Raw genomic sequence first — 24,132 nt, 5'->3', positions numbered from 1 at the left:
CCTACAACGTCGGCCTGTCGAACCGTCGTTCGCGCACCGTCGCGGACGCCCTGGTCGCCCAAGGCGTCAACGGCGGCGTGATCGCCCTCGACGGCAAGGGTGAAACCGCTCTGGCCAAGGCCACGGCTGACGGCGTGCGCGAGCCGCTCAACCGTCGCGCCACCATCGACATCAACTTCTAAGACATGTCGGAGGTCGTCGACTCGCCTGTCGAGCCGGCGACCCCTGAGGTCGGATGAAGTGGTCGATCAAGAAACAGCCGGGCCGTCGCTCCTCTCAGGGGGCGACGGCCTTGCAATGTGTGGCTGCGTCGTCGGCGTGGCCAAAATCCTTCGGCGTGATGTGCGATTTCGGTTGATCGAGTGCGCCCGGCACGCAACATATCCTCAGATGATCGCCTCTCGCACCAAACGTCCCGATTGTGTCGGTGAAGACTCTTCGGGTGGTCTCCAGGCCAGGTTCGCGTGGCGTGGAGGCTTCTGAATGGTTGACCTTCGTCAGCCCAGTCGCCCGGTTTCGGGCCGTCGCCGTCGCCGTTACCGGCTGAGATCCGAAGCCTTGACGGCGTCCAGCGCCCAATTGCGTCTTCGCGCCCAGGCCGAGGCGCAGACGACCGGCGGCAAGGTGTCGTTCTTTCCGGTTTCGTCCGCCCGCCCGGGCGAAAGCCTGTCAGGGCGGCGTTTCCTGATCGTTTCTGCGCCGTTCGGACCCTTCGGCGCGGCGTTGGCGCGGACGCTCGAAGCGCGTGGCGCGACGGTTCGACGAATGATCTTCAACGCCGGCGACGCCATGAACTGGCGTCGCGCCGGGGGCCTGGTCTTTAAGGGCGACGCCATCGAATGGGCCCAGAGTCTGACGGATGTGGCGGCCGACTTCACGGATCTCATGTTGTTCGGCGAAGGGGGCGGGTACAACCGGGCCGTGCTTTCCGCAGTGGACGATCTGTCCGCGCGTGTCTGGGTCTTGGAGAACGGCTATTTCCGCCCGGACTGGATCACCGTGGAGCTGAACGGGGTCAACGCCTCCAGCGGCCTGCCGCGTTTCAGGGAGGGGTATTCAGCCCCCGCGCCGAACCTTGCCGAACCGGTTCCGGTCGGCCGCATACTGCCGCATCATGTGGTGAACATCAGCGCCTATCATCTGGCGCAGGCCCTGGGGGGCGGCTTCTTCCCCGGTTACGCCAATCATTATACGGCCTCGCCGCTCAGCCAGTGTCTGGGCCATGTCCGTCGCTATCTGGGTCTGGCGTTTCGACCGGTGTCCGAGAATGACGCCGATGTCATCGCCGCCCGCGGAGACTTCTTCATCGCCTGTCTTCAGCGCGAGGGCGACGCGCAACTGCTTCGCTATTCGCGCTATGCGGACAATACCGCCTTCCTGGCGGAGGTGCTGACCAGTTTCGCCGCCCATGCGCCCAAGGCGGCGCGGCTGGTCGTCAAGAATCACCCTCTGGACCCGGGCCTGGTCAATCTGCCGGCGGTGACGCGGCGGCTGGTGATCGAGCGCGGATTGCAGGGACGGGTCGACTTCATCGACGGCGGCAATCTGGCTCAGCTGTGTCGCGCTTCGCGTGGGATGGTGGTGAACAATTCCAGCGCGGCCCTTTCGGCCTTGGGCTTCCAGACCCCGGTCAAGGTGCTGGGCGAAGCCTTCTTCGACTTCGACGGCCTGACCGACCAGCAAAATCTGGGCGGCTTCTGGTCAGCGCCCCAGGCGCCGGACGCCGCCCTGTTCGCACGCTTCCGCGCCCATGTGCTGGCGCGGAGCCAGGTCAACGGCAATTTTCATGAACCCAGGGCGATCGAACGCACGACACATGGCGTTGCGGACATGTTCGAGCGGGTTCTCGTGACGCCCAGGGCGCCGAATTAGGCAGTGTTGCGTTTGCGCCACCTGGCGGCGCTGTCATCGTGTTGTCACATAACTGTCGTCCGACATTGTAAGACCCGACGTAGATGGGGCCAGATTTCGACGGGCGACGCTGCCTGTCGCCTTTTGGGCCATGACCGGCCTTCCAATCCGGGGATAGATTTAATGTTCAATCGCAAGCGCCTCTTCTGGGCGACCACCGCCATCGTCGGCACGCTGGCCGGCGCCGGCGCCGCCGCCGCCCAGTCGACGGGTACGGAAGCCACTGAGGTCCAGGAAGTCGTCGTCACCGGCGCCCGCGGTCCCCGCACCACGGACGGCTCGATCATCGCCGAAACCGTATCGAAGACGCGCTCGTCGATCACCCAGGAGTTCATCTCGACCCAGGCTCCGGGTCAGACCATCCTGCAGTCGCTGAACCTGACGCCCGGCCTGAACTTCACCAATGCTGACCCCTACGGCAACTCGGGCGGAAACATCCGTCTGCGCGGCTTCGACGGCAGCCGCGTTTCGGTGACCTTCGACGGTATTCCGCTGAATGACACCGGCAACTATTCGGCCTACACCAACCAGCAGTTGGACTCGGAACTGATCGAGCGCGCCTCGGTCAACACCGGCACCACCGACGTCGACAGCCCGACGGCCTCGGCGACCGGCGGCACCATCAACTATACGACGCGCCGCCCCGCCGCCGACTTCGGTGGCTGGCTGCAGGCCTCTGGCGGCACGTTCAACAACCGCCGCATCATCGGTCTGGTCGACACGGGCGAAGTCGGTCCGTGGGGCACCTCGGCCTGGTTCGCCGCCTCCTACACCAAGTATGACAAGTTCAAGGGTGAAGGCGAGCTGGAGAAGAAGCAGTACAACTTCCGCATCTATCAGCCGATCGGCGACAACGGCGACTTCGTCGCCTTGTCGGGTCACTACAACGAAAACCGCAATAACTCGTACCTCGGCCCGAACCTCGCGACGGCGACCGGTTTCACCGACGTCGCGGGCACGATCCCGAGCGTCAGCCAAGGCTACAACACCGACTTCACGACCACCTACACGGCTGTGCCGGTGCGTGCGGGCGTCGCTGACGTCGATCCGTCGTCGAACAACAACTACTACGGCCTGCGCATCAACCCGTCGAACACGGGCAACGTGCGTCTGAACTCGCGCTTCCATCTGGCCGACAACCTGATCTTCACCTTCGATCCCTCGTTCCAGTACACGCTGGCCAACGGCGGCACTCAGAACACTGTGTTGGCCGAAAACTCGGCTCTGCTGCGCGGCACCTCCGCCACCGGCGGCGTCGATCTGAACGGCGACGGCGACGTGCTCGACAGCGTTCGCGTCATGAACCCGTCGAACACCAACACGCACCGCTACGGCGTCAACAGCTCGCTGATCTGGAACCTGAACGACGACCATCAGCTTCGCGCCGCCTACGCCTTCGACTGGGGTCGTCACCGCCAGACCGGCGACTACGCCCTGATCGACTTCTCGAACCCGACTGCTCCGCGCTACTTCGACGAGTTCGGCGGCCGTGACGACAAGGAACACCAGATCTACAATCTGGACGGCTTCGCCCTGCAAAACCGCGACCGCCTGTCCTACGCCATGCTGAACCAGTTCTCGGCCGAGTATCGGGGCAACTTCCTGAACGACGCCCTGACCATCAACGTCGGTGTCCGCGCGCCGTTCTTCAAGCGTGAACTGAACCAGAACTGCTACACGCAGAACTCCTCGTCGAACGTGCTCTGCACCTCGCAGGTGCCGGTCGACAGCACGGGCGCCAACGCCGGTCTGGTCACTTTCGCAGGAAGCACCACGCAGTATATCCGTCCGTACGAAGCCACCAAGAAGTACGACGACGTCCTGCCGAACGTCGGCGCCACCTACCGCTTCGGTGAAGGCCACTCGGTCTATGGTTCGTATGCCGAAAGCCTCTCGGCTCCGCGTACGGACAGCCTCTACACGGTTCGTCTGGTCGGTGGTGAAATCACCAATCCGACCGTTCAGCCGGAAACCAGCAAGAACCTGGAAGTCGGCTACCGCTACAACGCTCCGGGTCTGATCGTTCAGGCCGCCGCCTACCAGAACAAGTTCAACAACCGCATCGTCAACACCTATGACGAAGAGTTGGGCACCTTCGTCGACCGCAACGTCGGCGCCGTGGAAACCATCGGTTTCGACGCCTCGGTGGGCTGGGAGCCGATCGAAAGCCTGAGCCTCTACGCCTCGGCCTCGTTCCTCGACAGCGAACTTCAGGACAATTACGTCCTGAACGCCGCCGGCCTGGTCGCGGCCACCAAGGGCAAGGAACTGGTCGAGACGCCGAACGAAAGCTTCGGTCTGCGCGCCTCGTATGAGTTCAATGACGTCTTCTCGGCCGGCATCCAAGGCAAGTACGTCGGCGAACGCTGGATCACCGACGTCAACGACCAGAAGGTCGACGCCTACACCGTCGTCGATCTGGACGCCCGCTTCGACTTCACGGCTCTCGGATTTGAAGGCACCTACCTGCAGTTCAACGTAATGAACGTCTTCGACGAAGACTATTATGTGAACCTGGGCACCCGCACGACCACCACGCCGGGCCAGCCGGGCTACAGCAGCCCTGCCTTCGCCGGCGTCGGTGCGCCGCGGACGGTCATGGCGACCCTGCGCTACGCCTTCTAAGGCTTAGCCAAGGCTGAAAAGACGAAGGGCGGTCCGTTCGCGGGCCGCCCTTTTTCTATGCGGCGAACCCTGCCGTTGAAGTCGGGGGCGGTTGGGGCCATATGGCGCGGCTCGCGTTTCGACCTCGAGACTTAAAGACTGGACCCGTTAGCCGATGACCGCTCCCCTTCCCGCCGAATGGGCTCCGCACCGCGCCATGTGGGTGGGCTGGCCCAGCCATGCCGACTATTGGCTCGAGGCGCTGGAACAGGCTCAGGACGAGGTCGAGGCCCTGGTGCGGGCCCTGGCCGGGCCGGGCCAGGAACAGGTCAAGCTGATGGTCGGGGCGCCGGAACTGGCCGAGGGCGTGCGCGCGCGTCTCGCCGGGGTCGACAATGTCGAGGTGGTGCCGGGCGTGTTCGGCGACGTCTGGCTGCGCGACACCGGCCCCCTGTTCTGGCAGGGCTCGAAGACGGCGGCGGCCTTCCGGTTCAACGGCTGGGGCGGCAAATATGTGATGCCGGGCGACGAGACGGTGGCGGACCAGATCGGCGAGCATTCGGGCGCCACCCTGACCTGGAACGAATTCATCATGGAGGGCGGCTCGCTGGATCATGACGGGGAGGGCACGGTCCTGACCACGCGCCAGTGCCTGCTGAACCCGAACCGCAACCCGGCCTGGAACCAGGACGAGGCGGTCGCGACCGTCGAACTGGAAAAGGCCGTCGGCGCCAAGCAAGTGCTGTGGCTGGGCGACGGCCTGCTGAACGATCACACGGACGGCCATGTCGACAATCTGGCGCGTTTCGTCGCGCCGGGCGTGGTCGCCTGCCCGATCGCCTGGGGCAGGAACGACCCGAACACCGAGGTCTATGACGCCGTGGCTCGCGATCTGTCGGCGATGACCGACGCGGCCGGTCGCAAGATCCGTGTGCTGAGGATCCCGTCGCCGGGCCTGGTGCTGGACGAGGACGAACGGCCGATCCCGGCCAGCCACATGAATTTCCTGATCGCCAACGGCGCCGTGGTCGTGCCGACCTATGGCGACGACGAGGCCGCGCGTTTCGCCTGTGAAGCGCTGAAGACCGCGTTCCCGGATCGCGAGATCATCCCGCTGCCGTCCAACGCCATCCTGAGCGGCGGCGGCTCGTTCCACTGCATCTCCCAGCAGGAGCCTGCTTAAGGGTGAGCAGTGTTAGTGCTAGTGAGCTGGATATGAACATTCCGGTTCAAAGCCATCGGGATCTCAAGGTCTGGCAGATCGCGCTTGATCTGACGGAGAGCCTGTATCGGCTGTCAGAGCGCTGGCCGAAGCATGAACTCTATGGGCTGACGAGCCAGGTAAGGCGAGCGGCTGTTTCCGTCGCGGCCAATATCGCAGAAGGCGCGGGGCGGAAAACCACGGGCGAGTTCATCCAGTTCGTCGGCATTGCGCGCGGGTCTCTGGCCGAAGTTGAAACGCTCGTCATTCTGGCGCGGAGACTGGACTATATCGGCGAGGAAGTTTGTCACGCGTTGATGCAGGACATTCTCGAGCTGGGCCGCATGATCTCCGGCCTGATCCAATCTCTGGAGCGCAAGCGGTCATTATCATGACGCCAAATCTGCTCACTAGCACTGTCACCAGCACTTCAGTTCCACAGGACGCCTCATGACCCGCAGCATCACCGTCGCCGGCATCCAGACCGCCTATGGCGAGGATCTGCAGGCCAATATCGACAAGACCGTTGGCTTCATCCGCGAGGCGGCGTCGCAGGGCGCGCAGGTGATCCTGCCGTCGGAACTGTTCCAGGGGCCGTATTTCTGCGTCTCGCAGGAGGAACACTGGTTCAGCCACGCCTATGAATGGCGCACCCATCCGTGCGTCACGGCCCTGTCGCCGGTGGCGAAGGAACTGGGCGTGGCCATTCCGGTCTCGATCTTCGAGAAGGACGGGCCGCAATATTACAACTCGCTGGTCATGCTGGACGCGGACGGCGAGGCCTTGGGGATCTATCGCAAGAGCCATATTCCCGACGGTCCCGGCTATCAGGAGAAGTATTATTTCCGGCCGGGCGACACGGGCTTCAAGGTCTGGAACACCCGGTTCGGCAAGGTCGGGGTGGGCATCTGCTGGGACCAGTGGTTCCCGGAATGCGCCCGGGCGATGATGCTGCAGGGCGCCGACGTCCTGATGTATCCGACCGCCATCGGCACCGAGCCGCATGACTCCAGCCTGCATACGGCCCAGCCGTGGCGGCGCGCCATGCAGGGCCACGCCGTGTCCAACGCCGTGCCGGTCGTCGGCGCCAACCGGATCGGCCACGAGACGGTGACCGAGACGGGCCAGACCTTCTATGGCCATTCCTTCATCGCCGACCAGCAGGGCGAACTGGTCCAGAGCCTGGGCGCCGAGGAGGAGGGGGTGCTGGTGCACAGCTTCGATCTGGACGAGCTGGACAAGTACCGCGCCGCCTGGGGCTTCTTCCGCGATCGGCGGACGGATCTGTATGGGGCGCTGACGGGCAAGGCCTGAGAAAATCCGCTCATCCCCGCGAAAGCGGGGACGAGCGGAAGAGTTTAGGCCCGCATCGCCGCGACCGCCTCGATCAGTCGGTCGAGGTCGGCGGGGGAGGACAGGCGGTGGTCGCCGCCGTCGATCAGGTCCAGACGCACGTCCCCGCCCTGCAGCCGCTCGACCAGCTCGATCTGGTGACGCCAGGGCACGACGTCGTCGGCCCGGCCCTGAAGAATATGGACCGGGGCGCCCATGGCGATGACGCCGTCCAGCAGCAGCCAGTCGCGCGCCTCCTCGAACATCCGGCGGGTCAGGACATATTCGCCCAGACCTTCCTCGACGATCAGGGTCTCGCCCTCGCGCAGGATGGCCTGACGTTCGTGGTCGGCGAGGCCGGGCCACATCAGGCGTTCGGTGAAGTCCTGGGCCGGATTGACCAGGACCAGGCCCTTGATCCGCTCCGGCCGCGCCAGGGTCGCCAGCAGGGAAACCCAGCCGCCCATCGACGAGCCGACCGGAATGACCGGGCCGGACAGGCTGTCGATCAGGGCGACCGCGTCCTCGCGCCAGCGGCCGATCGTGGCCTGGCGCCAGTCGCCGGAGGATTGTCCGTGGGCGAAGTGGTCGTAGCGGACATAGGTCCAGCCGCGTTCCAGCGCCGCCGCCTCAAGCGCCAGGGCCTTGGTCCCCTCCATGTCGGAGCGGAAGCCGCCGACCCAGACGACGGTCGGGCCGTCGCCCTCGACGCGGCGAAAGGCCAGGGTTTCGCCGTCGGGGCGGGGCAGGTGCTGGATGTCGGTCATGGTCCCGTTCTGCCCGGACTTTCCGCTGCCGTCACCCTTGACCGCGAGGCGCGATGGCGGAACTAGAGGAGAATGTCCGCACCCCCCAAGTCAGGACCGCAGGTCCTGTTCGTCACCTCCAACCGCATCGGCGACTGCGTCATCTCGTCGGGCGTGATCCGCGAGATCGCGCGTCAGGTTCCGGGGGCGCAGATCACCGTGGCCTGCGGCCGCCCGCCCGCGCCCTTCTTCCGCAAGGCTCCGGGCGTGGTGCGGACCATAGTGCTCGACAAGAAGAAGATGGCCGGACACTGGGTCGATCTGTGGAAGCAGACGCGTTCGACCCGCTGGGATCTGGTCATCGACATCCGGGGCTCGGCCCTGTCCTATCTGATCCCGGCCAGGCGGCGGGTGGTCTATAACCGCTCGTGGGAGACCGGCCTGCGCAAGGTCGAGATGGTGTCGCGCCTGATGGGGTCGCCGACGCCGCTGGATCCCGAGATCTTCCTGGACGACCAGGCGAGGGGCGAGGCCGCCGCCGTCATCGATCCGCAGCTGGCGGGCGGGGCCGGTCCCGGTCTGATCATCGCCCTGGCGCCCATCGCCCACCAGCCGGGCAAGAGCTGGCCCGCCGACCGCTGGGGCGCCCTGGTCGAGAAGCTGAAGGCCGAGCCCCGGTTCGACGGCTGGCGCTTCATGCCCGTGGGCGGGCCGGGCGACCGGCCGCCGGCGACGCCTGCGCTGGAGGCCGCCGGGCCGCGAGGGATCGACTTCGTGGGCAAGGGCGACATCCTGGCCTCGGCCGCCGCCATCGACCGGGCCGACCTGTTCGTCGGCAATGATTCCGGCCTGATGCATGTCTCGGCCGCCCTGGGCCGGCCGACCCTGGGTCTGTTCGGTCCGACCGAATGGTGGCTGTACGGACCCTGGGGTCCGAAGACGCGCACGGCGGCCTCCAACGAGACGCGCGGCGCGTTCGCGCCCATCGAGGACCTGAGCGTGGATCACGTCTTCGCGGCGGTCCTGGCCCTGCACGACGCCTATATCGGCGAGGCCTCGGCCGCGAAGCCTTGAAAAACCGGGCTTCCGGGCGCATATTGGCGGCCTTGAGGGGAACGTGGCCACGGCCGCGCGCATTCGCTCATCAAGACACACGCCGACTTTTGACCACATAAGGAAACGACGCCCATTCGCCGTCCCATGCAAGCGCCACCCGTGAAAGACGGGCCGCGTATGAACCAGGATATCCGCGCCCCTCGCGTTCTGCTCATCGACCAGAACGGTGAGAAACAGGGCGTCATGCCCACCTCCGCCGCTCTGGAAGCCGCCGAGGAAGCCGGGATGGACCTGGTCGAGATCGTCTCCACCTCCGAGCCGCCGGTGGCCAAGATCCTCGATTACGGCAAGCACCGTTTCCAGGAACAGAAGAAGAAGGCCGAACAGCGCAAGCGCCAGAAGGTCGTCGAGCTCAAGGAAATCAAGCTCCGCCCGAACATCGACACCCACGACTACGAGGTGAAGGCCAAGGCCATGCACCGCTTCTTCGACGAGGGCGACAAGGTGAAGGTCACCCTGCGCTTCCGCGGTCGTGAAATGGCGCACCCCGAACTGGGCATGAAGCTGCTGAACAAGGTCCAGGCCGATTTCGACGAAATCGCCAAGGTCGAGTTCGCGCCCAAGATGGAAGGCCGCCAGATGATCATGATCCTGGCCCCGCGCTGATCGCGATCCATCGCTGAATACGGGACGCCCCGGTCGGAAACGACCGGGGCGTTTTTCGTTTGCGCATCCGGCGCTTGCGCGGCCCTGCGTCTTCTGGTTGAGCTTTGCCGCAAGGTTGGGGAAGTTCATGTTAAAAATCCGTCTGCCGGGTCTGTTTCCGGTCGCCCTGAGTGTCGCCATCCTGTGCGGCGTTGCGGTCGAGGGTGTTCAAGCCCGGGAGCAGGAGCAGGAGCAGGGACCTCCGCCGCTCGCGGCCTATGGCGCCTCGCCGGCCGTCGAACTGATGGAGTTGTCGCCCAGTGGCGACCTGATCGCCCGGATCACCGTCGTGGGCGAGGAACGGGCCCTTGCCGTGACGCGGATGACGACGGGCGAGCACCTGTTCGCAGCCATCGTGGGGGACGCCAAGGTGCGAGACCTGCGCTGGATCGGCGAGGGGCGGGTGTTGGTCGTCTCGTCCCAGACACGGGGGATTCCCGCCTTCGGCGTGCCGCGGTCGGAGCTGTACTTCGGTCTGGTGCTGAACCTTGAGACCAAGAAATTCGTCCAGGTGCTGGAGAAGACCCCCGATGTTCTGGCCGTCCTCTATGGCGGGGCCCTGGTTCGTCGGACGCCCCAGGGCGACGCCCTCTTCGTGCGCGGGGTCGACGTCAACAGCGGCCAGATCGACCTGCACCGTATCGACCTGAATACCGGGCGGGGCCGGTCGGTCGAGTCGATGACCCGCGAGACGGACGACTATGTGCTGAACGCTGAGGGCGAGGTCATCGCCCTGGCGCGCTATGTCGAGCGCAGCGGCCGCTGGTCGCTGATGCTGCCGCGCGGCCGAGGTTTCCGCGAGGCCTGGTCTATCGTGGCCCCGGTCGATCCGCCGAGCTTTGTCGGCATGGGCCGGACGCCGCGCACTGTCGTGGTCAGCGCCTATCGCCCCGATCTGGCGCCCGAAGACCCGGAGTCCGAGACGCCGTCCGTGCTGTTCGAGGTCGATGTCGACACCGGGGAGTGGAGCCGCCTGCCGTTCGAGCACCACCCCAACTATCTGGTTCACCACCCGGTGAGCCGGCTGTTGATCGGCGGCCAGCGCGTGGAGGACGATGGAACCCGCTATGAGTTCATCGAGCCGACCGCTTCGCGTCGGTGGCGCTCGATCGAGCGGGCCTTCCCGGGCAAGGCGCCGGTCATGACGTCGTGGAGTGACGATCTGAGCAAGGTGCTGGTCTATATCGATACGGGGGAATCCGGCCTGTATCAGTTGGTCGACTTCGACCGGGGCGTCGCCGACGTGCTGGCGGTCGCCTATCCGGCAATTCCGGCCGAGAAGGTCGGCGCCCAGAGCCTCGTCCAGTACAAGGCGGCGGATGGGCTGGAAATTTCGGGCTATCTGACGTTGCCGCCGGGCGTCGAGGCGCCCGAGAAGCTGCCTCTGGCGGTTCTGGCGCATGGCGGGCCGGAAGCGCGCGACGCGGCCGGTTTCGACTATTGGGCCCAGGCCCTGGCCTCGCGCGGCTATGCGGTGCTGCAGGCCAACTTCCGCGGCTCGACCGGCTACGGGCGCGACTTCATCGAGGCCGGGTACGGCGAATGGGGGCGCAAGATGCAGACCGATCTGTCCGACGGCGTTCGCTGGTTGGCTGAGCAGGGGACGATCGATCCGGATCGGGTCTGTATCATCGGCGCCAGCTACGGCGGATACGCCGCCATGGCCGGACTGACGCTGGACAAGGGCGTCTATCGCTGCGGTGTCGCGGTCAGCGGGGTGTCCGATCTGCGCCGCATGGTCGCCTGGGAAGCCCGGCAGGAGGGCGGGCGCGACAACCAGACCGTCCGATACTGGAACCGATTCATGGGGGCGGCGCGGTTCAACGACCGGGCGCTGGACGATCTGTCGCCCGCGCGTCTGGCCGCGACAGTGGACGCGCCCCTGCTGCTGATCCACGGCAAGGACGATACGGTGGTGCCCATCGACCAGAGCCGGATCATGGCCGAGGCCATGCGGCGCGCGGGCAAGCCGGTCGAACTGATCGAACTGCCGGGCGAGGATCACTGGATGTCGCGCGCCGAGACGCGCCAGAGGATGCTGGCCGAGACGGTGCGCTTCCTGGAGTCGCATAATCCGGTCGATTAAAGTCGAGCGTTTTCATGTGTAGGTTCGGCATGCGGCTTTGGTGTTGACTCAGATGAAGGCGGGGAGGTCGGGCGTCGTCCGCCTCGGGGGAATGAAAATGCGGTATGTGACACTCACCGTTATGGCCTTTGCGGCCAGCGTGGGAATATGGGGCCTCACGCCTCTTTCGACCGAGGCGCGGACCGACCCGCCGCCGCTTGACGCCTATGGCGCTTTGCCGGCCCTCGAGTTCGTTGAGATTTCTCCCAGCGGAGAGCGGCTCGTGTCAGTCAGCGTCGAGGGCGAAAGACGCGCCATGCTGGTGACCGATCTGTCGACCGGCGCCATCCTGGGGGGAGTGGGGGCAGGGGAGACCAAGGTCCGCGAAGTCGAATGGGTGGGCGAGGATCGGATCGTCGCGACGATCTCTTCGACCCAGGCGATTCCTCTTCTGGGCGCGCCTCGGTCAGAGCTCTATTTCGGCCGTATCTATGAAATCGGATCGCGCAAACTGATCCCGGTCTTTGATCGGACGCCGGGTGTCCTGCCGATCCTGATCGGTCCGGCGCAGGTAAGGGAGACGGCGGATGGACCGGCCATCTTCGTGCGTGGCTTTGCGCCGGACGTTTACCGGCGTCTCAATCTGTTTCGGATCGATCCGACGAATGGTCGGGGGCAGGTTGCACTCGAGGCCAATGTCAACGTCGAGGATCTGGTGCTCAACGCGCAGGGCGCGGCGATCGCGCGGTCGCAATACGACGGTCCGTCCCGCCGATGGAGTCTGCATCTGCCCAGTTCCGGGCGAATGTTCAGAGGGGCGTGGTTCGTGGATGCACCCGTCGACCTTCCCGCCCTGATGGGCATGGGGCGAGGCGAGCGCACGATCATCGTCAGCGCGCTCCGTCCCGATCTGGTCACTGCAGACGGGCAGGCGCAGTCCGACACCCTGTTCGAGGTCGATATCGACAGCGGGGAATGGCGTCGGCTTCCCTTCGTCGAACGCGTCGATTTTCTGGTCCACCATCCGCGCACGCGCCTGTTGCTCGGCGCAGGCCGCATGACGGACGAGGGCGTGAAATACGAGTTTCTGGACGAGGGTGCGAAAGCGCGCTGGGCCCAGATCGAACGCGCCTTCGCCGGGCGTTCCCCAAGGCTGACTTCGTGGACGGCCGACATGAAGGGGATCGTCATCTTTACCGAAGGGAACGGCGATTCCGGCGTCTATCACTACGTCAACTTCGACCGGCGCCGGGCCGATATCGTCGGCGAGGCCTATCCAGCAATCACGCCGGACCAGGTCGGGCCGATGCGGCCGATTAGCTACAAGGCGGCCGATGGCCTGACGATTCACGGGTATCTGACCACGCCCCCGGGTGTTGAAAATCCTGCTGGCCTGCCTCTCGTGGTGTTGGCGCATGGCGGGCCGGCGTCGCGTGACGCCATGGGGTTCGACTGGTGGGCCCAGGCGTTGGCGTCTCGGGGCTATGCCGTTCTCCAGGCCAACTTCCGAGGCTCGACCGGTTATGGCGAGAGCTTCCTCGAAGCCGGTTACGGCGAATGGGGCCGCAAGATGCAGACTGACCTGTCCGACGGCGTCCGTTGGCTGGCGGCGGAGGGCGTGATCGATCCCGCGCGCGTCTGCATCGCCGGCGCTAGTTACGGCGGCTATGCGGCGCTGGCCGGACCGACGTTGGACAAGGGCGTCTATCGCTGCGCCGTGTCGGTGGCGGGCGTCTCCGACCTGCGGCGCATGGTGAGCTGGGTTTCCGAGCGTGGCGCGATGCGAGACAATGAGGTGGTGCGCTACTGGAACCGATTCATGGGAGCTGAACGGACCGGAGACCGGGCGCTGGACGAACGTTCTCCCGCGCGGCTGGCAGGCGAGGCGGATGCGCCAATCCTTCTGCTTCATGGTCGTGACGATACGGTGGTGCCGATCGAACAGAGTCGGATCATGGCCGAGGCCATGCGGCGCACGGGCAAGCCGGTCGAACTGATCGAACTGTCAGGCGAAGATCACTGGATGTCGCGCGCCGACACACGACAGCAGATGTTGCGCGAGACGGTGCGCTTCCTGGAGGCGCACAATCCGGTCGATTGACACAGGGGCTCGCGCTAAGTCTGGGGTATGACCGTGTCCCAGACTCCGCCGCCACACACGCCCCCCAAGGTCAAGGCCCCGGCCCTGGCGGTGCTGTTCGCAGTGGTCTTCATCAATCTGGTCGGGTTCGGCCTGGTGGTGCCGCTGCTGCCCTTCTTCGCCCAGAGCCTGCAGGCCGAGGCCTGGCAGATCACCCTGATGTTTTCGGCCTATTCGCTGGGCCAGTTCTTCGCCGAACCCTTCTGGGGGCGGTTGTCGGACCGGATCGGGCGCAAGCCGGTGCTGCTGGCGACCCTGATCGCCAATGCGCTGGGCTATCTGATGCTGGCCTTCGTGCCGAACATCTGGCTGGCCATCGCCGTGCGGCTGTTCACCGGCCTGGGGGCGGGGAACATCTCGACGGTCCAGGGCTATGTGGCCGACGTCACCCCGCCGGAGCAGAGGGCGGGACGGATGGGGCTGATCGGCGCCGCCTTCGGTCTGGGCTTCATTGTCGGGCCCGGTCTGGGCGGACTGCTGACACAGCCGCAGCTGGGCCATATCGGCTATCAGCTGCCGATCTTCTTGGCGGCGGGGCTGGCGGCCCTGGCGGCGGTCGGGGTGGTGGTCTTCCTGCGCGAGAGCCGGGCCAAGGCCGATCCCGCCGCCCCGCGACCGGCCTTCCTGTCCGGCCTGCACGACGCCCGGGCCAATCCGGTGGTGTCGCGGGTTCTGGTCGTGACCCTGATCTATATGGCCGGCTTCTCGGCGATGGAGAGCGTCTTCGGCCTGTGGTCCGAGAGCCGTTACCAGTGGGGCGCGCGCGAGGTGGGGCTTAGCTTCATGATCGTCGGCGTCATCTCGACCCTGAACCAGGGCTTCCTGGCCGGGCGGCTGGCGCGGCGGTTCGGCGAGTCGCGGGTGCTGGCGACGGGGATGCTGCTGTTCGGCCTATCGCTGGTGCTGCAGGTGACCGCCCCCGCACCCTGGTTCCCGGCGACCCGGTTCAGCCTGGGCGCCCTGACGATCCCGGTGGTGCAGGGCTGGATCATTCCCATCGTCATGGCGGTCGGCGCCTGCGGCATGTCCCTGGCCATGCCGAACATCTCGGCCATGATCAGCCGGGCCTCGCCGCCCGACCGGCAGGGGACCATGCTGGGGCTGAACATGGCCTCCAGCTCGGTGGCGCGGATCTTCGGGCCGCTGTTCGCGGGGGCGCTGTTCTCGGGGTTCGGGCACGACTGGCCCTTCCTGATCGGGGCCCTGCTGACGGTCCCGGCGGCGATCATGGCGATCAACGCCGGCCGGGCGATCCGGCGCGGCCAGGTCGCCGCCGCCGAGGCCGCCAAGTCCTTGTCCTGACTCATCTTGCGTCGGTCGGCGTCTTCGCGTAGAAGCCGCGCCTTCGCGTACCGAACCGCCAGGCGAACAGGCATGCCTGGGCGGTTCTTAAACTCTGGAAGGTCATCCCCTCGGGCTCAAGCAGTCCGCAGGACGGTAGCCCTCCAAAAAGGAGACTGAAATGCCGAAACTGAAGACGAAGTCGGGCGCCAAGAAGCGCTTCAAATTCACCGCTTCTGGCAAGGTGAAGGCCGGCGTTGCGGGCAAGCGTCACCGCTTGATCAGCCACAACTCGAAATACATCCGCCAGAACCGCGGCACGGCCGTCATGTCCGACGCCGACGCCAAGAAGATCAAGTCCTACATGCCGTACGCCTGATCGGCGCGCGCTGTACGAACTGATCCAACCCAAAGAATTTGAAGGAATAGCGACATGGCTCGCGTTAAACGTGGCGTAACCTCGCACGCCAAGCACAAGAAGGTTCTGGAGCAGGCCAAGGGCTTCTCCGGCCGCCGCAAGAATACCATCCGTACGGCCAAGGCCGCCGTCGACCGCGCCGGGCAATACGCCTACCGCGACCGTCGCGCCAAGAAGCGCAACTTCCGCGCCCTGTGGATCCAGCGCATCAACGCCGCCGCCCGTATCGAAGGCTTCACCTACAGCCAGTTCATCAACGGCCTGAACAAGGCCGGCATCGAACTGGACCGCAAGGTTCTGGCTTCGATCGCCGCCGACTCGGTGGGCTTCAAGGCCGTCGCCGACAAGGTTCGCGCCGCCCTGGCGTAAGCCTTCAGGCAGCGACAAGGATCAACGCCCGCTCCGGTCTCCGGGGCGGGCGTTCTTCGTTTCAGGGACGGGTTTTCAGACGGCTGGATTCAGGCCGCTTCGGCGATCTCGGCGGCTTCCGCCTCGGCCAGGACCAGGCGGATGGCGTTCAGCAGGGCGTCGGGCTGGATCGGCTTCTGGGCCACGCCGTTCATGCCGGCGGCGATATAGTCCAGCTCGTCGCGCTCGTCGGCGTTGGCGGTCAGGGCCAGGATCGGCAGACGGGCGATCGGGCCGGGCAGGGCGCGGATGGCGCGGGTCGCGGCCACCCCGTCCATCACCGGCATCTTGATGTCCATCAGGACCAGGTCGAAGCGACGTTCGCGCACGGCGGCGACCGCCTCCTCGCCGTTGGTCGCCATCTCGGCGGTGCAGTCGAACATCTCCAGCAGCTTGCCGGCGACGAAACGGTTGGTGGCGTTGTCGTCGACGACCAGGACATGGAGGGTGTCGTGGGCGGTCGGTTCGGCCAGGATCGGGGCCTGGGGGCCGGCGGCCTGGGCGGCCTTCAGCGGCAGGCGGACCTGGAAACGGGCGCCGCCCTGGGGCGAGGCGTCGACCGAAATGTCGCCGCCGATCCGCTCGGCGATCTGGCGGCAGATGGCCAGGCCCAGGCCGGCGCCGGCGCCCTCGCGACCGGCCTTGCCGGTGTCGAACGGGTCGAAGATGGTGGCGGCGGCCTCGGCCGGAATGCCGGGGCCGCTGTCGTCGACAGTGAAGACCACGGCCCCGTCCGCGTCGCTGCGGATCGTGGCGGTCACGCCCCCGGTCTGGGTGAATTTCAGGGCGTTGCCGATCAGATTGTTCAGCAGCTGTTTCAGCCGCATCCCGTCGGCCACCACCCAGGGCGCCGACAGGTCGGTGACGATCCGCAGGTCCAGCGCCTTTTCCTCGGCGCGGGCGCGCCACAGGGCGTCGATGTCGAAGGCCAGGGCCGGCAGGTCCAGCGGCGCCTCGTCCAGGGTCAGGATGCCCGCCGAGGCGCGCGACATGTCGAGGGCGTCGGTCAGCAGGCGCAGCAGGCTCTCGCCGGAATCGACGATGGTGCGGACATAGGGGCGCAGTTCGTCCTGCTGCAGCTTCTTCTCCATCAGGGCGGCGACGCCCAGCACCCCGTTCAGCGGCGTGCGGATCTCGTGGCTCATCACCGCCAGGAACTCGGACTTGGCGCGGCTGGAGGCGGTGGCCTCGGCCTCGGCGAAGGCCAGGTCGCGGGCCAGGGCGCCCATTTCTTCGGCCCGCTGGCGGTGCAGGGCGGCGCCGGCCTGGATCACCTGCAGGGCCGTGCCGACCCCGACATAGCGTCCCTGGGATACGACGATGAAGCCGCCCAGCAGGGCGCCCAGTTCCGCGGCGTCATAGGTATGGAAGAAGGCCTCGGCGCGGGTGGCGGCGTCGGCGACGGGCGCATTGCGGTCCATCAGGCTTTCGGCCGGCTTCTTCGCATACAGGGCGCGGCCGAATTCGGCGGCCATCCGCAGGGTGAAGGCGTTGCGTTCGATCAGACCCAGCGGCCGGCCGTCCTCGCCGACGACGGCGATGGCCAGGGTGTTGGGTTCGGTCTGGAAGCGTTCGAAGACCTCGGCGCCCGGCGTCGAGGGCGCCACGGGCGCGATCAAGTCGACAAAATCACCGATCAGCGTCATCAAGGTCCCCACCTGTTCGGCGGTCGGCTTAGCGGTTGATATTTAACGTCTGCTTTGCCGAACGTGAATGTTTCGCGGCGGGTTTCCGACAGTTGATCCGTTATCGGATCGAAAATGACGGCCGTTGTTCTTTCCCGAGCTTCGCCTTTATTGTGTCCCCATGATCCTGCGCGCCCTGATCTGCGGTCTGGCGGCCGCCGTCCTGCTCGTCCAGCCGGCGACGGCCCAGGACCGACGGGTCGCCGTCACCTTCGACGACCTGCCCTTCCAGACGACGGATGAGGTGTTGTGCGATCCGACGCGGCTGATGAAGACGACGGAGGACTTCGTCGCCATGCTCAAGCCGCTCGACACAAAAGGGACGGCCTTCGTCAACGAGGGCAAGGTCTGCGAGGTGGAGCGGTCGAGCCTGCTGCCGCGCGTGCTGAAGGTCTGGCTGGACGGCGGTCTGGACCTGGGCAACCACACCTTCAGCCACATCAACATCCATCGAAACACGGCCGAGGCCTATCTGGCCGATCTGGACGCCGGGGCGACCTATACGCGGGCGGCGCTGGAGGCGCGGGGCGGACGGCTGCACTGGTTCCGCCACCCCTATCTGTTCACCGGCGAGACCCAGGAGAAGCACGACGTCCTCGCCGCCGGTCTGGCCGAGCGGGCCTATACGGTCGCGCCCGTCACCATCGACAACAATGACTGGATGTTCGCCGACGTCTATCGCAAGGCCGAACAGATCGGGGACGAGGGGCTGAAGACGCGGATCGGCGCGGCCTATGTGGCGCACATGACGACGGTGCTGGACTTTTTCGAACCCTACAGCGCCGAGATCACGGGCGGGCGCGAACCGGCCCAGGTCCTGCTGCTGCACGCCAACAGTCTGAACCAGACCTATTATCCGCAGATCCACGCCCTCTATCTGGCCCGCGGCTATCGGTTCGTGCCGTTGGAAGAGGCGCTGGCCGATCCGATCTATCAGCACCCCGACACCTATGTCCGGGCCGCCGGAATCTCGTGGCTGCATCGCTGGACCAGAACCGACGGGCGCCCGATCCGCTGGGAGCCGGAACCCCCGGCCTGGATCGTCGCGGCCAACAAGGCACCGGCGTCGGAACTTCAGGGCGTCGCCAACGCCCCTTGAAGGGTGACGAAACGGTTCCGGCCCGCTAAGGCACGGGGCAAATGACCGATCTCGCCACACTCGAACTCGACCTGATCAACGCCATCGGCGGCGCGGAAACCGTCGTCGCCCTCGAAGAGGTGCGCGTCGCCGCCCTGGGCAAGTCCGGCTCCGTCTCCGGCCTGCTGAAGGGCATGGGCGCGATGAGCCCCGACGAACGCCGCGAACAGGGGCCGATCATCAACGGCCTGCGCGACCGCGTGTCCGCCGCCATCGCTGCGAAAAAGGCCGAGCTGGAGGCCGCCGAACTGGACGCCCGGCTGCAGGCGGAACGGATCGACCTGACCCTGCCGGCCCGGCCGCGCCGCAAGGGCGGGGTCCACCCCACCATGCAGGTGATGGACGAGATGGTGGCCATCTTCGCCGAGATGGGCTTCGCCGTCGCCGAAGGTCCGGACGTCGAGGACGACTTCCACAATTTCACCGCCCTGAACTTCCCGCCGAAACATCCGGCGCGGGAGATGCACGACACCTTCTTCCTGAAGCCCGATCCCGAGACGGGCGAGCGCAAGGTGCTGCGGACCCACACCAGCCCGGTGCAGGTCCGCACCATGATGAGCCAGAAGCCGCCGATCCGCATCATCGCGCCGGGCCGCACCTTCCGTAAGGATTCGGACGCCACCCACACGCCGATGTTCCACCAGATCGAAGGCCTGGTGATCGACCGCGACATCCATATGGGCCACCTGAAGACGACGCTGCAGACCTTCATCGCCCGCTTCTTCGAGCTGGACGAGGTCCAGGCCCGGTTCCGCCCGCACCACTTCCCCTTCACCGAGCCCTCGGCCGAGATGGACATCCGCTGCGACCGTTCGGGCGGGAAGCTGGTGTTCAACACCGGCGACGACTGGCTGGAGATCCTGGGCTGCGGGATGGTGCATCCCAATGTGCTGCGGAACTGCGGCATCGACCCGGACGAATATCAGGGCTTCGCCTTCGGCATGGGCGTGGACCGCCTGGCCATGCTGAAATACGGCGTGCCCGATCTGCGCCCCATGTTCGACGCCGACACCCGCTGGCTGTCGCACTACGGCTTCTCGGCCTTCGCGGCCCCCAATCCCGCCAGCGGGCTGAGCTGATCATGACCAACGCCCAGGACAGCATATCTTTCCAGCGGATCGGCGAAGGGCCGGTCTATGACAAGGCCCAGATCTGGTTGCCCCAACTGGTCGCCGAAGCCATGGGAGCCGGTCAGGCCACGATCAAAGGCAAGACCTTCATCGATTGCCGCCTTGAAGGCCCCGCTGTCCTCCTGCCGATCGGCGGTTGCGAGTTCGATGCTTGCGATATGGGTTTCGCCTCCGGCGATATCCGCAACCTACTGCTGTCTCCCGTCGGTCCGCAGAAGGTCACTGGAGCGGTCGTCTTCGAGGGGTGCAAGTTCCAGCGTTGCACATTCTATGCAGTCGGCTTTACGGGCGCGCCGGAGTTCCTGAAGAATTTTCACGCGGTCTTGAGCCAGAATGGAGCGAAAGCATGAAATCCGTCCTGCCGATCAATCGTCCGCTTTCCGATCCGTCGGATCTGAACGCCAAGACGTTCGAGAACGTCGACATCATACTGTATGAGTTGTTCGCTGCCGCCTCCCGTCAAGGCGAAGGCCTTATCCAGGGTAGAACCTTCACCGGCTGTCGTTTCCAGGGACCGGCGATCATTCTCGCCTCGACCGGCGTGACCTTCGCCGACACCAATTTCGGCGACAGCCGGGGCGGGATCCAAAACCTGCTGCTGCGCCCCGTCGGCGACAAGGCCATCGGGACTATTCCGATGCGCGACTGTCATTTCGTCGGCTGTGAATTCTATGGGGTCGGTTTCACCGGACCGGAAGAATTCATCGCCCAGGTTAGCACCCTGACCGATACGCCCAAGGCCTGAGACCCTCATGAAATTCACCCTGTCCTGGCTGAAGGACCACCTCGAGACCGAGGCGGACGTCCATCAGATCGCCGAGGCCATGACCATGGCCGGGCTGGAGGTCGAGGAGGTTCTCGATCCCGCCGCCAAGCTGGCGCCCTTCACCGTGGCCAAGATCCTGTCGGCCGAGCGTCATCCGAACGCCGACCGCCTGCAGGTCTGTCAGGTCGAGACCGTGGACGGGCTGAAGGAGATCGTCTGCGGCGCCCCGAATGCGCGCGCGGGCCTGACCACCATCTACGCCCCCATCGGCGCCTATGTGCCCGGCCTGGGCGTGACCCTGGTCGAGAAGCCGGTGCGCGGCGTGGTGTCCAACGGCATGTTGTGCTCGGCCTCGGAGCTGGAGCTGGCCGAAGAGAGCGACGGCATCCAGGAACTGCCGCCCGAGATCCCGGTCGGGACGCCGGTCGCCGGCCTGTTCGGCGCCGAGCCGGTCATCGATTTCGAGGTCACGCCGAACCGGCCCGACTGGCTGGGCGTCGCCGGCATCGCCCGCGATCTGGCCGCCGCCAGCGTCGGCAAGCTCAAGCATTTCGACATCGCCGTGGTGCGCGGCGGCTTCGCCTCGCCGATCACCGTGCGTCTGGACGCGCCCGAGATGTGCCCTGTCTTCGCCGGTCGCGTCATTCGCGGCGTAAGGAATGGCCCGTCGCCGGCCTGGCTGCAGAAGCGTCTGACCGCCATCGGCTTGCGTTCGATCAACCGTCTGGTCGATGTGACCAATCTGATCGCCTATGACCGCGCCCGCCCGCTGCACGTCTATGACGTGGCCAAGCTGTCGGGGACCGAGATCGTCGTGCGCGGCGGCCTGACCTCGGCGGAAACCGGCGAGGCCGAACATCTGATCGCCCTGGACGGCAAGACCTATGCGGCGGCCGCGACCGACTGCGTCATCGCCGACGCCGGGGGCGAGCGCCCCATCGGCCTGGGCGGCGTCATGGGCGGGGAGTCGACCGGCTGCGACGACGACACGACCGACGTCTTCCTGGAAAGCGCCTGGTTCGACCCTCTGGTCATCGCCCAGACGGGGCGGGCCCTGGGCATTCATTCCGACGCCCAGTACCGGTTCGCGCGCGGCGTGGATCCGGTCTCGGTCACGCCGGGTCTGGAACTGGCCACCCGCCTGATCCTGGACCTGTGCGGCGGCGAGCCGTCCGACATCGTCTTCGTCGGCGAGCCCCCGGCCAGCCCGGCGCCCTTCGCCTTCGACCCGGCCTATGTGAAGCGTCTGACCGGCATGGATCTGGCCGACGACCGGATCGGGACCATCTTGGGCCAGCTGGGCTTCCTGGTCACCGCCGGCCCCGCCGATCAGGCCGAGCCCTGGACCGTGACCCCGCCGTCGTGGCGTCGCGACGTCGAGGGCCGGGCCGATCTGGTGGAAGAGGTGGCGCGGATCGAGGGCTTCGACAGCCTGCCCGACACCCCCCTGCCCGAGGTCGCCCGTCCCGCCGGCGGGGTGCTGAACCCGCGTCAGGCCCGCGTCCGCACGGCGCGCCGGGCGCTTGCCGCCCTGGGATACGCCGAGGCCGTCACCTGGTCCTTCACCAAACAGTCGACGGCCGCCCTGTTCGGCGGCGGCGACGCTCGTCTGGTGCTGGAGAACCCGATCGCGGCCGATCTGGACTGCATGCGGCCCTCGGCCCTGCCGAACCTGATCCAGGCGGCGGCGCGCAACGCCGCGCGCGGCTTCGCCGACGCGGCCCTGTTCGAGATCGGCCCCATCTATCTGGGCGACGGGCCTGCGGATCAGCGCACGGTCATCGCCGCCCTGATCGCCCCCCACGCCGCCCGTCACTGGGCCGGCGCCAATTCGCAGGGGGGGGAGGACGCCCTGTTCGGTCTGAAGGCCGATCTGACCGCCCTGCTGGAAGAGATCGGCGCGCCGGTCGCCTCGCTGCAACTGGCCCAGGGCCAGAACCGCGACTGGTGGCATCCCGGCCGTTCGGCCCGGCTGCAGCTGGGACCGAAGAACGTCATGGTCGAGTTCGGCGAACTGCATCCGCGCGTGCTGAAGGCGCTGGACGCCGACGGTCCGATGCTGGGCTTCGAGATCGTGCTGGACAATGTGCCCGAGCCGCGCGGCAAGGGCTCCAAGGCGCGCGGTTCCGCCGACCTGTCGGCCTTCATGCCCCTGACCCGCGACTTCGCCTTCGTGGTCGAGGACGCCAAGCCGGTCGGCGATCTGGTCCGGGCCGCGACCGGCGCCGACAAGGCCCTGATCGCGGAGGTCCGCGTCTTCGACGTCTATCGCGGCAAGGGCGTGGACGACGGCTTCAAGTCCGTGGCCCTGGAGGTCGTGATCCAGCCGCGCGAGGCCACGCTCGCCGAGGCGGAAATCGACGCCCTGACCAAGAAGGTCGTGGCGGCGGTCGAGAAGCAGGGCGGCAAACTGCGGGCCTGATCGATGCTTGAGCCCCGATCAGCGGCGGATTTGTCCGCCGGTCGGATCCAGATCGTCACCACCTGAGCGTGATCTGGATAATCACTTAGGTAGTGTTGCTGGCTATATCTCAGAGATCTTCCGGGGCATATCGTCGATATGTTGGAGGGGGCGGTGGAAACTGAGGGGCGTGATCAGGATCGCGTGGGCGCGGAGGGCCGGGTGCTGGACCGCCTGTGGCGTGGCAATCATTTCGGTGAACCGCCCTGCGCCCATGCCGCGCTGAAGCGCGAACTGCTCAATCGCATCGGGGTGTTGAACGCCCGCATCGACGCCCTGATCGACCGTGAGATCGAAGCGCGCGGGGCGGGGGCGACCTAGGGCGCCAAGGGCGGGTCCGTAAGCTCTGGTTAACCTTGAAGCCGCAAGGCTGCCGCAAAGGTCGAAGAGGCTGTCGCAAAGTCCGGCGAGCCAGCCGGCCGTCCTCTCGCCGCCCTCGGAGCGCCACCCATGCATCGCCGCCAACTGATTCTTTCCGGCCTGGCCACGGCCGCCGGCGCCTCGTCCGTCGGCGCCTGCGCCACCGCGCCCGCCAATCCCAACTATCCGATCCGTTCGGACAATACGGCGCCGGCCTACACCTTCGACGAAGTGGTCGCGGCCGGGTCGCGCGAACTGGGCATCGCCGCCGAGGTCATGGGCGGCGCCATCGAACGCGTCTTCGCCGACCAGGGCGATCGTCCGACCGCCTATATCGCCGGTGAGGAAGGCGCAGGTTCCTTCGTCGTCGGCGCCCGCTACGGTCGCGGCGCCCTGCATATGAAGGACCTGTCGGCCTCGCAGGAGGTCTTCTGGCAGGGGGCCTCGATCGGCTGGGACTGGGGCGGCAACGCCAGCCGGGTCTTCACCCTGGTCTATGGCCTGTATCATCCCGACATGATCTATCGCCGCTACCCCGGCGTGGAGGGCACCGCCTATCTGGTCGCCGGTCTGGGCGTGAACTATCAGCAGGCGGACGGCATCGTCCTGGCCCCGATCCGCACCGGCGTCGGCCTGCGCCTGGGCGCCAATGTCGGCACCATGAGCTACAGCCGCCAGCGGAACATCGTGCCCTTCTAAGGGCGCTATGCTCGCGACGCGGTCGC

The 24,132-nt window shown here is 66.4% G+C and carries 22 protein-coding genes; 20 read left to right on the top strand and 2 right to left on the bottom strand.

The window, feature by feature from the left end; genetic code table 11:
• From ACIQ1T_RS16990 to aguB, 6 genes are all read left to right on the top strand, one after another.
• Positions 1 to 182 (top strand): OmpA family protein (locus tag ACIQ1T_RS16990; RefSeq protein WP_395945740.1); only part of this gene is annotated, 182 nt, incomplete at its 5' end.
• Positions 183 to 483: 301 nt separating this feature from the next.
• Positions 484 to 1,872: a capsular biosynthesis protein gene (locus ACIQ1T_RS16985; RefSeq protein ID WP_395945739.1), complete on the top strand. Its 1,389-nt coding sequence runs from the start codon at positions 484 to 486 to the stop codon at positions 1,870 to 1,872.
• A 162-nt stretch (positions 1,873 to 2,034) separates the two neighbouring features.
• Positions 2,035 to 4,536: a TonB-dependent receptor gene (locus ACIQ1T_RS16980; protein ID WP_395945738.1), complete on the top strand. Its 2,502-nt coding sequence runs from the start codon at positions 2,035 to 2,037 to the stop codon at positions 4,534 to 4,536.
• A gap of 154 nt (positions 4,537 to 4,690) precedes the next feature.
• Positions 4,691 to 5,698: an agmatine deiminase family protein gene (locus tag ACIQ1T_RS16975; RefSeq protein ID WP_395945737.1), complete on the top strand. Its 1,008-nt coding sequence runs from the start codon at positions 4,691 to 4,693 to the stop codon at positions 5,696 to 5,698.
• Between the two features lie 32 nt (positions 5,699 to 5,730).
• Positions 5,731 to 6,111: a four helix bundle protein gene (locus ACIQ1T_RS16970; RefSeq protein WP_395945736.1), complete on the top strand. Its 381-nt coding sequence runs from the start codon at positions 5,731 to 5,733 to the stop codon at positions 6,109 to 6,111.
• Positions 6,112 to 6,166: 55 nt separating this feature from the next.
• Positions 6,167 to 7,030 carry an N-carbamoylputrescine amidase gene (aguB, locus tag ACIQ1T_RS16965; RefSeq protein ID WP_395945735.1) on the top strand — a complete coding sequence of 288 codons (864 nt, stop codon included), beginning with the start codon at positions 6,167 to 6,169 and terminating at the stop codon, positions 7,028 to 7,030.
• A gap of 44 nt (positions 7,031 to 7,074) precedes the next feature.
• Here aguB and ACIQ1T_RS16960 read toward each other — a convergent pair whose 3' ends face one another.
• Positions 7,075 to 7,815 carry an alpha/beta fold hydrolase gene (locus ACIQ1T_RS16960; protein WP_395945734.1) on the bottom strand — a complete coding sequence of 247 codons (741 nt, stop codon included), beginning with the start codon at positions 7,813 to 7,815 and terminating at the stop codon, positions 7,075 to 7,077.
• 72 nt (positions 7,816 to 7,887) lie between these two features.
• Between ACIQ1T_RS16960 and ACIQ1T_RS16955 the strand changes: the two genes are divergently transcribed.
• The 7 genes from ACIQ1T_RS16955 to rplT all read left to right on the top strand — a co-directional run bounded on the left by ACIQ1T_RS16955 (position 7,888) and on the right by rplT (position 15,828).
• Entirely contained in the window at positions 7,888 to 8,868 is a 981-nt protein-coding gene (locus tag ACIQ1T_RS16955; protein WP_395945733.1) for a glycosyltransferase family 9 protein, read from the top strand.
• 126 nt (positions 8,869 to 8,994) lie between these two features.
• Complete coding sequence (infC, locus tag ACIQ1T_RS16950) at positions 8,995 to 9,516, top strand: translation initiation factor IF-3 (RefSeq protein WP_026108595.1); 522 nt, start codon at positions 8,995 to 8,997, stop codon at positions 9,514 to 9,516.
• Between the two features lie 127 nt (positions 9,517 to 9,643).
• Positions 9,644 to 11,641 (top strand): alpha/beta fold hydrolase, encoded by a 1,998-nt coding sequence (locus tag ACIQ1T_RS16945; RefSeq protein WP_395945732.1) that lies wholly within the window; start codon positions 9,644 to 9,646, stop codon positions 11,639 to 11,641.
• A gap of 106 nt (positions 11,642 to 11,747) precedes the next feature.
• Positions 11,748 to 13,721, top strand: coding sequence for an alpha/beta hydrolase family protein (locus ACIQ1T_RS16940; protein WP_395945731.1), 1,974 nt, complete (start codon positions 11,748 to 11,750; stop codon positions 13,719 to 13,721).
• 27 nt (positions 13,722 to 13,748) lie between these two features.
• On the top strand, positions 13,749 to 15,062 hold the full coding sequence (locus tag ACIQ1T_RS16935) for an MFS transporter (protein ID WP_395945730.1): 1,314 nt from the start codon (positions 13,749 to 13,751) through the stop codon (positions 15,060 to 15,062).
• 160 nt (positions 15,063 to 15,222) lie between these two features.
• The gene (rpmI, locus tag ACIQ1T_RS16930) at positions 15,223 to 15,420 is read left to right on the top strand and encodes a 50S ribosomal protein L35 (protein ID WP_201099875.1); all 198 of its coding nucleotides are present in this window, start codon (positions 15,223 to 15,225) and stop codon (positions 15,418 to 15,420) included.
• Positions 15,421 to 15,474: 54 nt separating this feature from the next.
• Positions 15,475 to 15,828: a 50S ribosomal protein L20 gene (gene rplT / locus ACIQ1T_RS16925; RefSeq protein WP_395945729.1), complete on the top strand. Its 354-nt coding sequence runs from the start codon at positions 15,475 to 15,477 to the stop codon at positions 15,826 to 15,828.
• 89 nt (positions 15,829 to 15,917) lie between these two features.
• Here rplT and ACIQ1T_RS16920 read toward each other — a convergent pair whose 3' ends face one another.
• The gene (locus ACIQ1T_RS16920; protein WP_395945728.1) at positions 15,918 to 17,513 is read right to left on the bottom strand and encodes an ATP-binding protein; all 1,596 of its coding nucleotides are present in this window, start codon (positions 17,511 to 17,513) and stop codon (positions 15,918 to 15,920) included.
• 160 nt (positions 17,514 to 17,673) lie between these two features.
• Between ACIQ1T_RS16920 and ACIQ1T_RS16915 the strand changes: the two genes are divergently transcribed.
• The 7 genes from ACIQ1T_RS16915 (at position 17,674) to ACIQ1T_RS16885 (ending at position 24,106) form a co-directional block, all read left to right on the top strand.
• Positions 17,674 to 18,651: a polysaccharide deacetylase family protein gene (locus tag ACIQ1T_RS16915; protein ID WP_395945727.1), complete on the top strand. Its 978-nt coding sequence runs from the start codon at positions 17,674 to 17,676 to the stop codon at positions 18,649 to 18,651.
• A 41-nt stretch (positions 18,652 to 18,692) separates the two neighbouring features.
• Positions 18,693 to 19,769: a phenylalanine--tRNA ligase subunit alpha gene (gene pheS, locus ACIQ1T_RS16910; RefSeq protein WP_395945726.1), complete on the top strand. Its 1,077-nt coding sequence runs from the start codon at positions 18,693 to 18,695 to the stop codon at positions 19,767 to 19,769.
• Between the two features lie 2 nt (positions 19,770 to 19,771).
• Positions 19,772 to 20,170 (top strand): hypothetical protein, encoded by a 399-nt coding sequence (locus ACIQ1T_RS16905; protein ID WP_395945725.1) that lies wholly within the window; start codon positions 19,772 to 19,774, stop codon positions 20,168 to 20,170.
• Positions 20,167 to 20,565 (top strand): hypothetical protein, encoded by a 399-nt coding sequence (locus tag ACIQ1T_RS16900; protein ID WP_395945724.1) that lies wholly within the window; start codon positions 20,167 to 20,169, stop codon positions 20,563 to 20,565. The genes ACIQ1T_RS16905 and ACIQ1T_RS16900 overlap by 4 nt, the downstream gene beginning before the upstream one ends.
• A gap of 7 nt (positions 20,566 to 20,572) precedes the next feature.
• Positions 20,573 to 23,008 (top strand): phenylalanine--tRNA ligase subunit beta, encoded by a 2,436-nt coding sequence (gene pheT, locus ACIQ1T_RS16895; protein WP_395945723.1) that lies wholly within the window; start codon positions 20,573 to 20,575, stop codon positions 23,006 to 23,008.
• 153 nt (positions 23,009 to 23,161) lie between these two features.
• Positions 23,162 to 23,368, top strand: coding sequence for a hypothetical protein (locus ACIQ1T_RS16890; protein WP_395945722.1), 207 nt, complete (start codon positions 23,162 to 23,164; stop codon positions 23,366 to 23,368).
• Positions 23,369 to 23,497: 129 nt separating this feature from the next.
• On the top strand, positions 23,498 to 24,106 hold the full coding sequence (locus ACIQ1T_RS16885) for a DUF1134 domain-containing protein (protein WP_395945721.1): 609 nt from the start codon (positions 23,498 to 23,500) through the stop codon (positions 24,104 to 24,106).
• The last annotated feature ends 26 nt before the right edge of the window (positions 24,107 to 24,132 follow it).

This window comes from Brevundimonas sp., assembly GCF_044336875.1.
Taxonomy (GTDB): Bacteria; Pseudomonadota; Alphaproteobacteria; order Caulobacterales; family Caulobacteraceae; genus Brevundimonas.
Note: the sequence above shows the minus strand (reverse complement) of the source record. Positions and strands in the feature narration are given on the sequence as shown.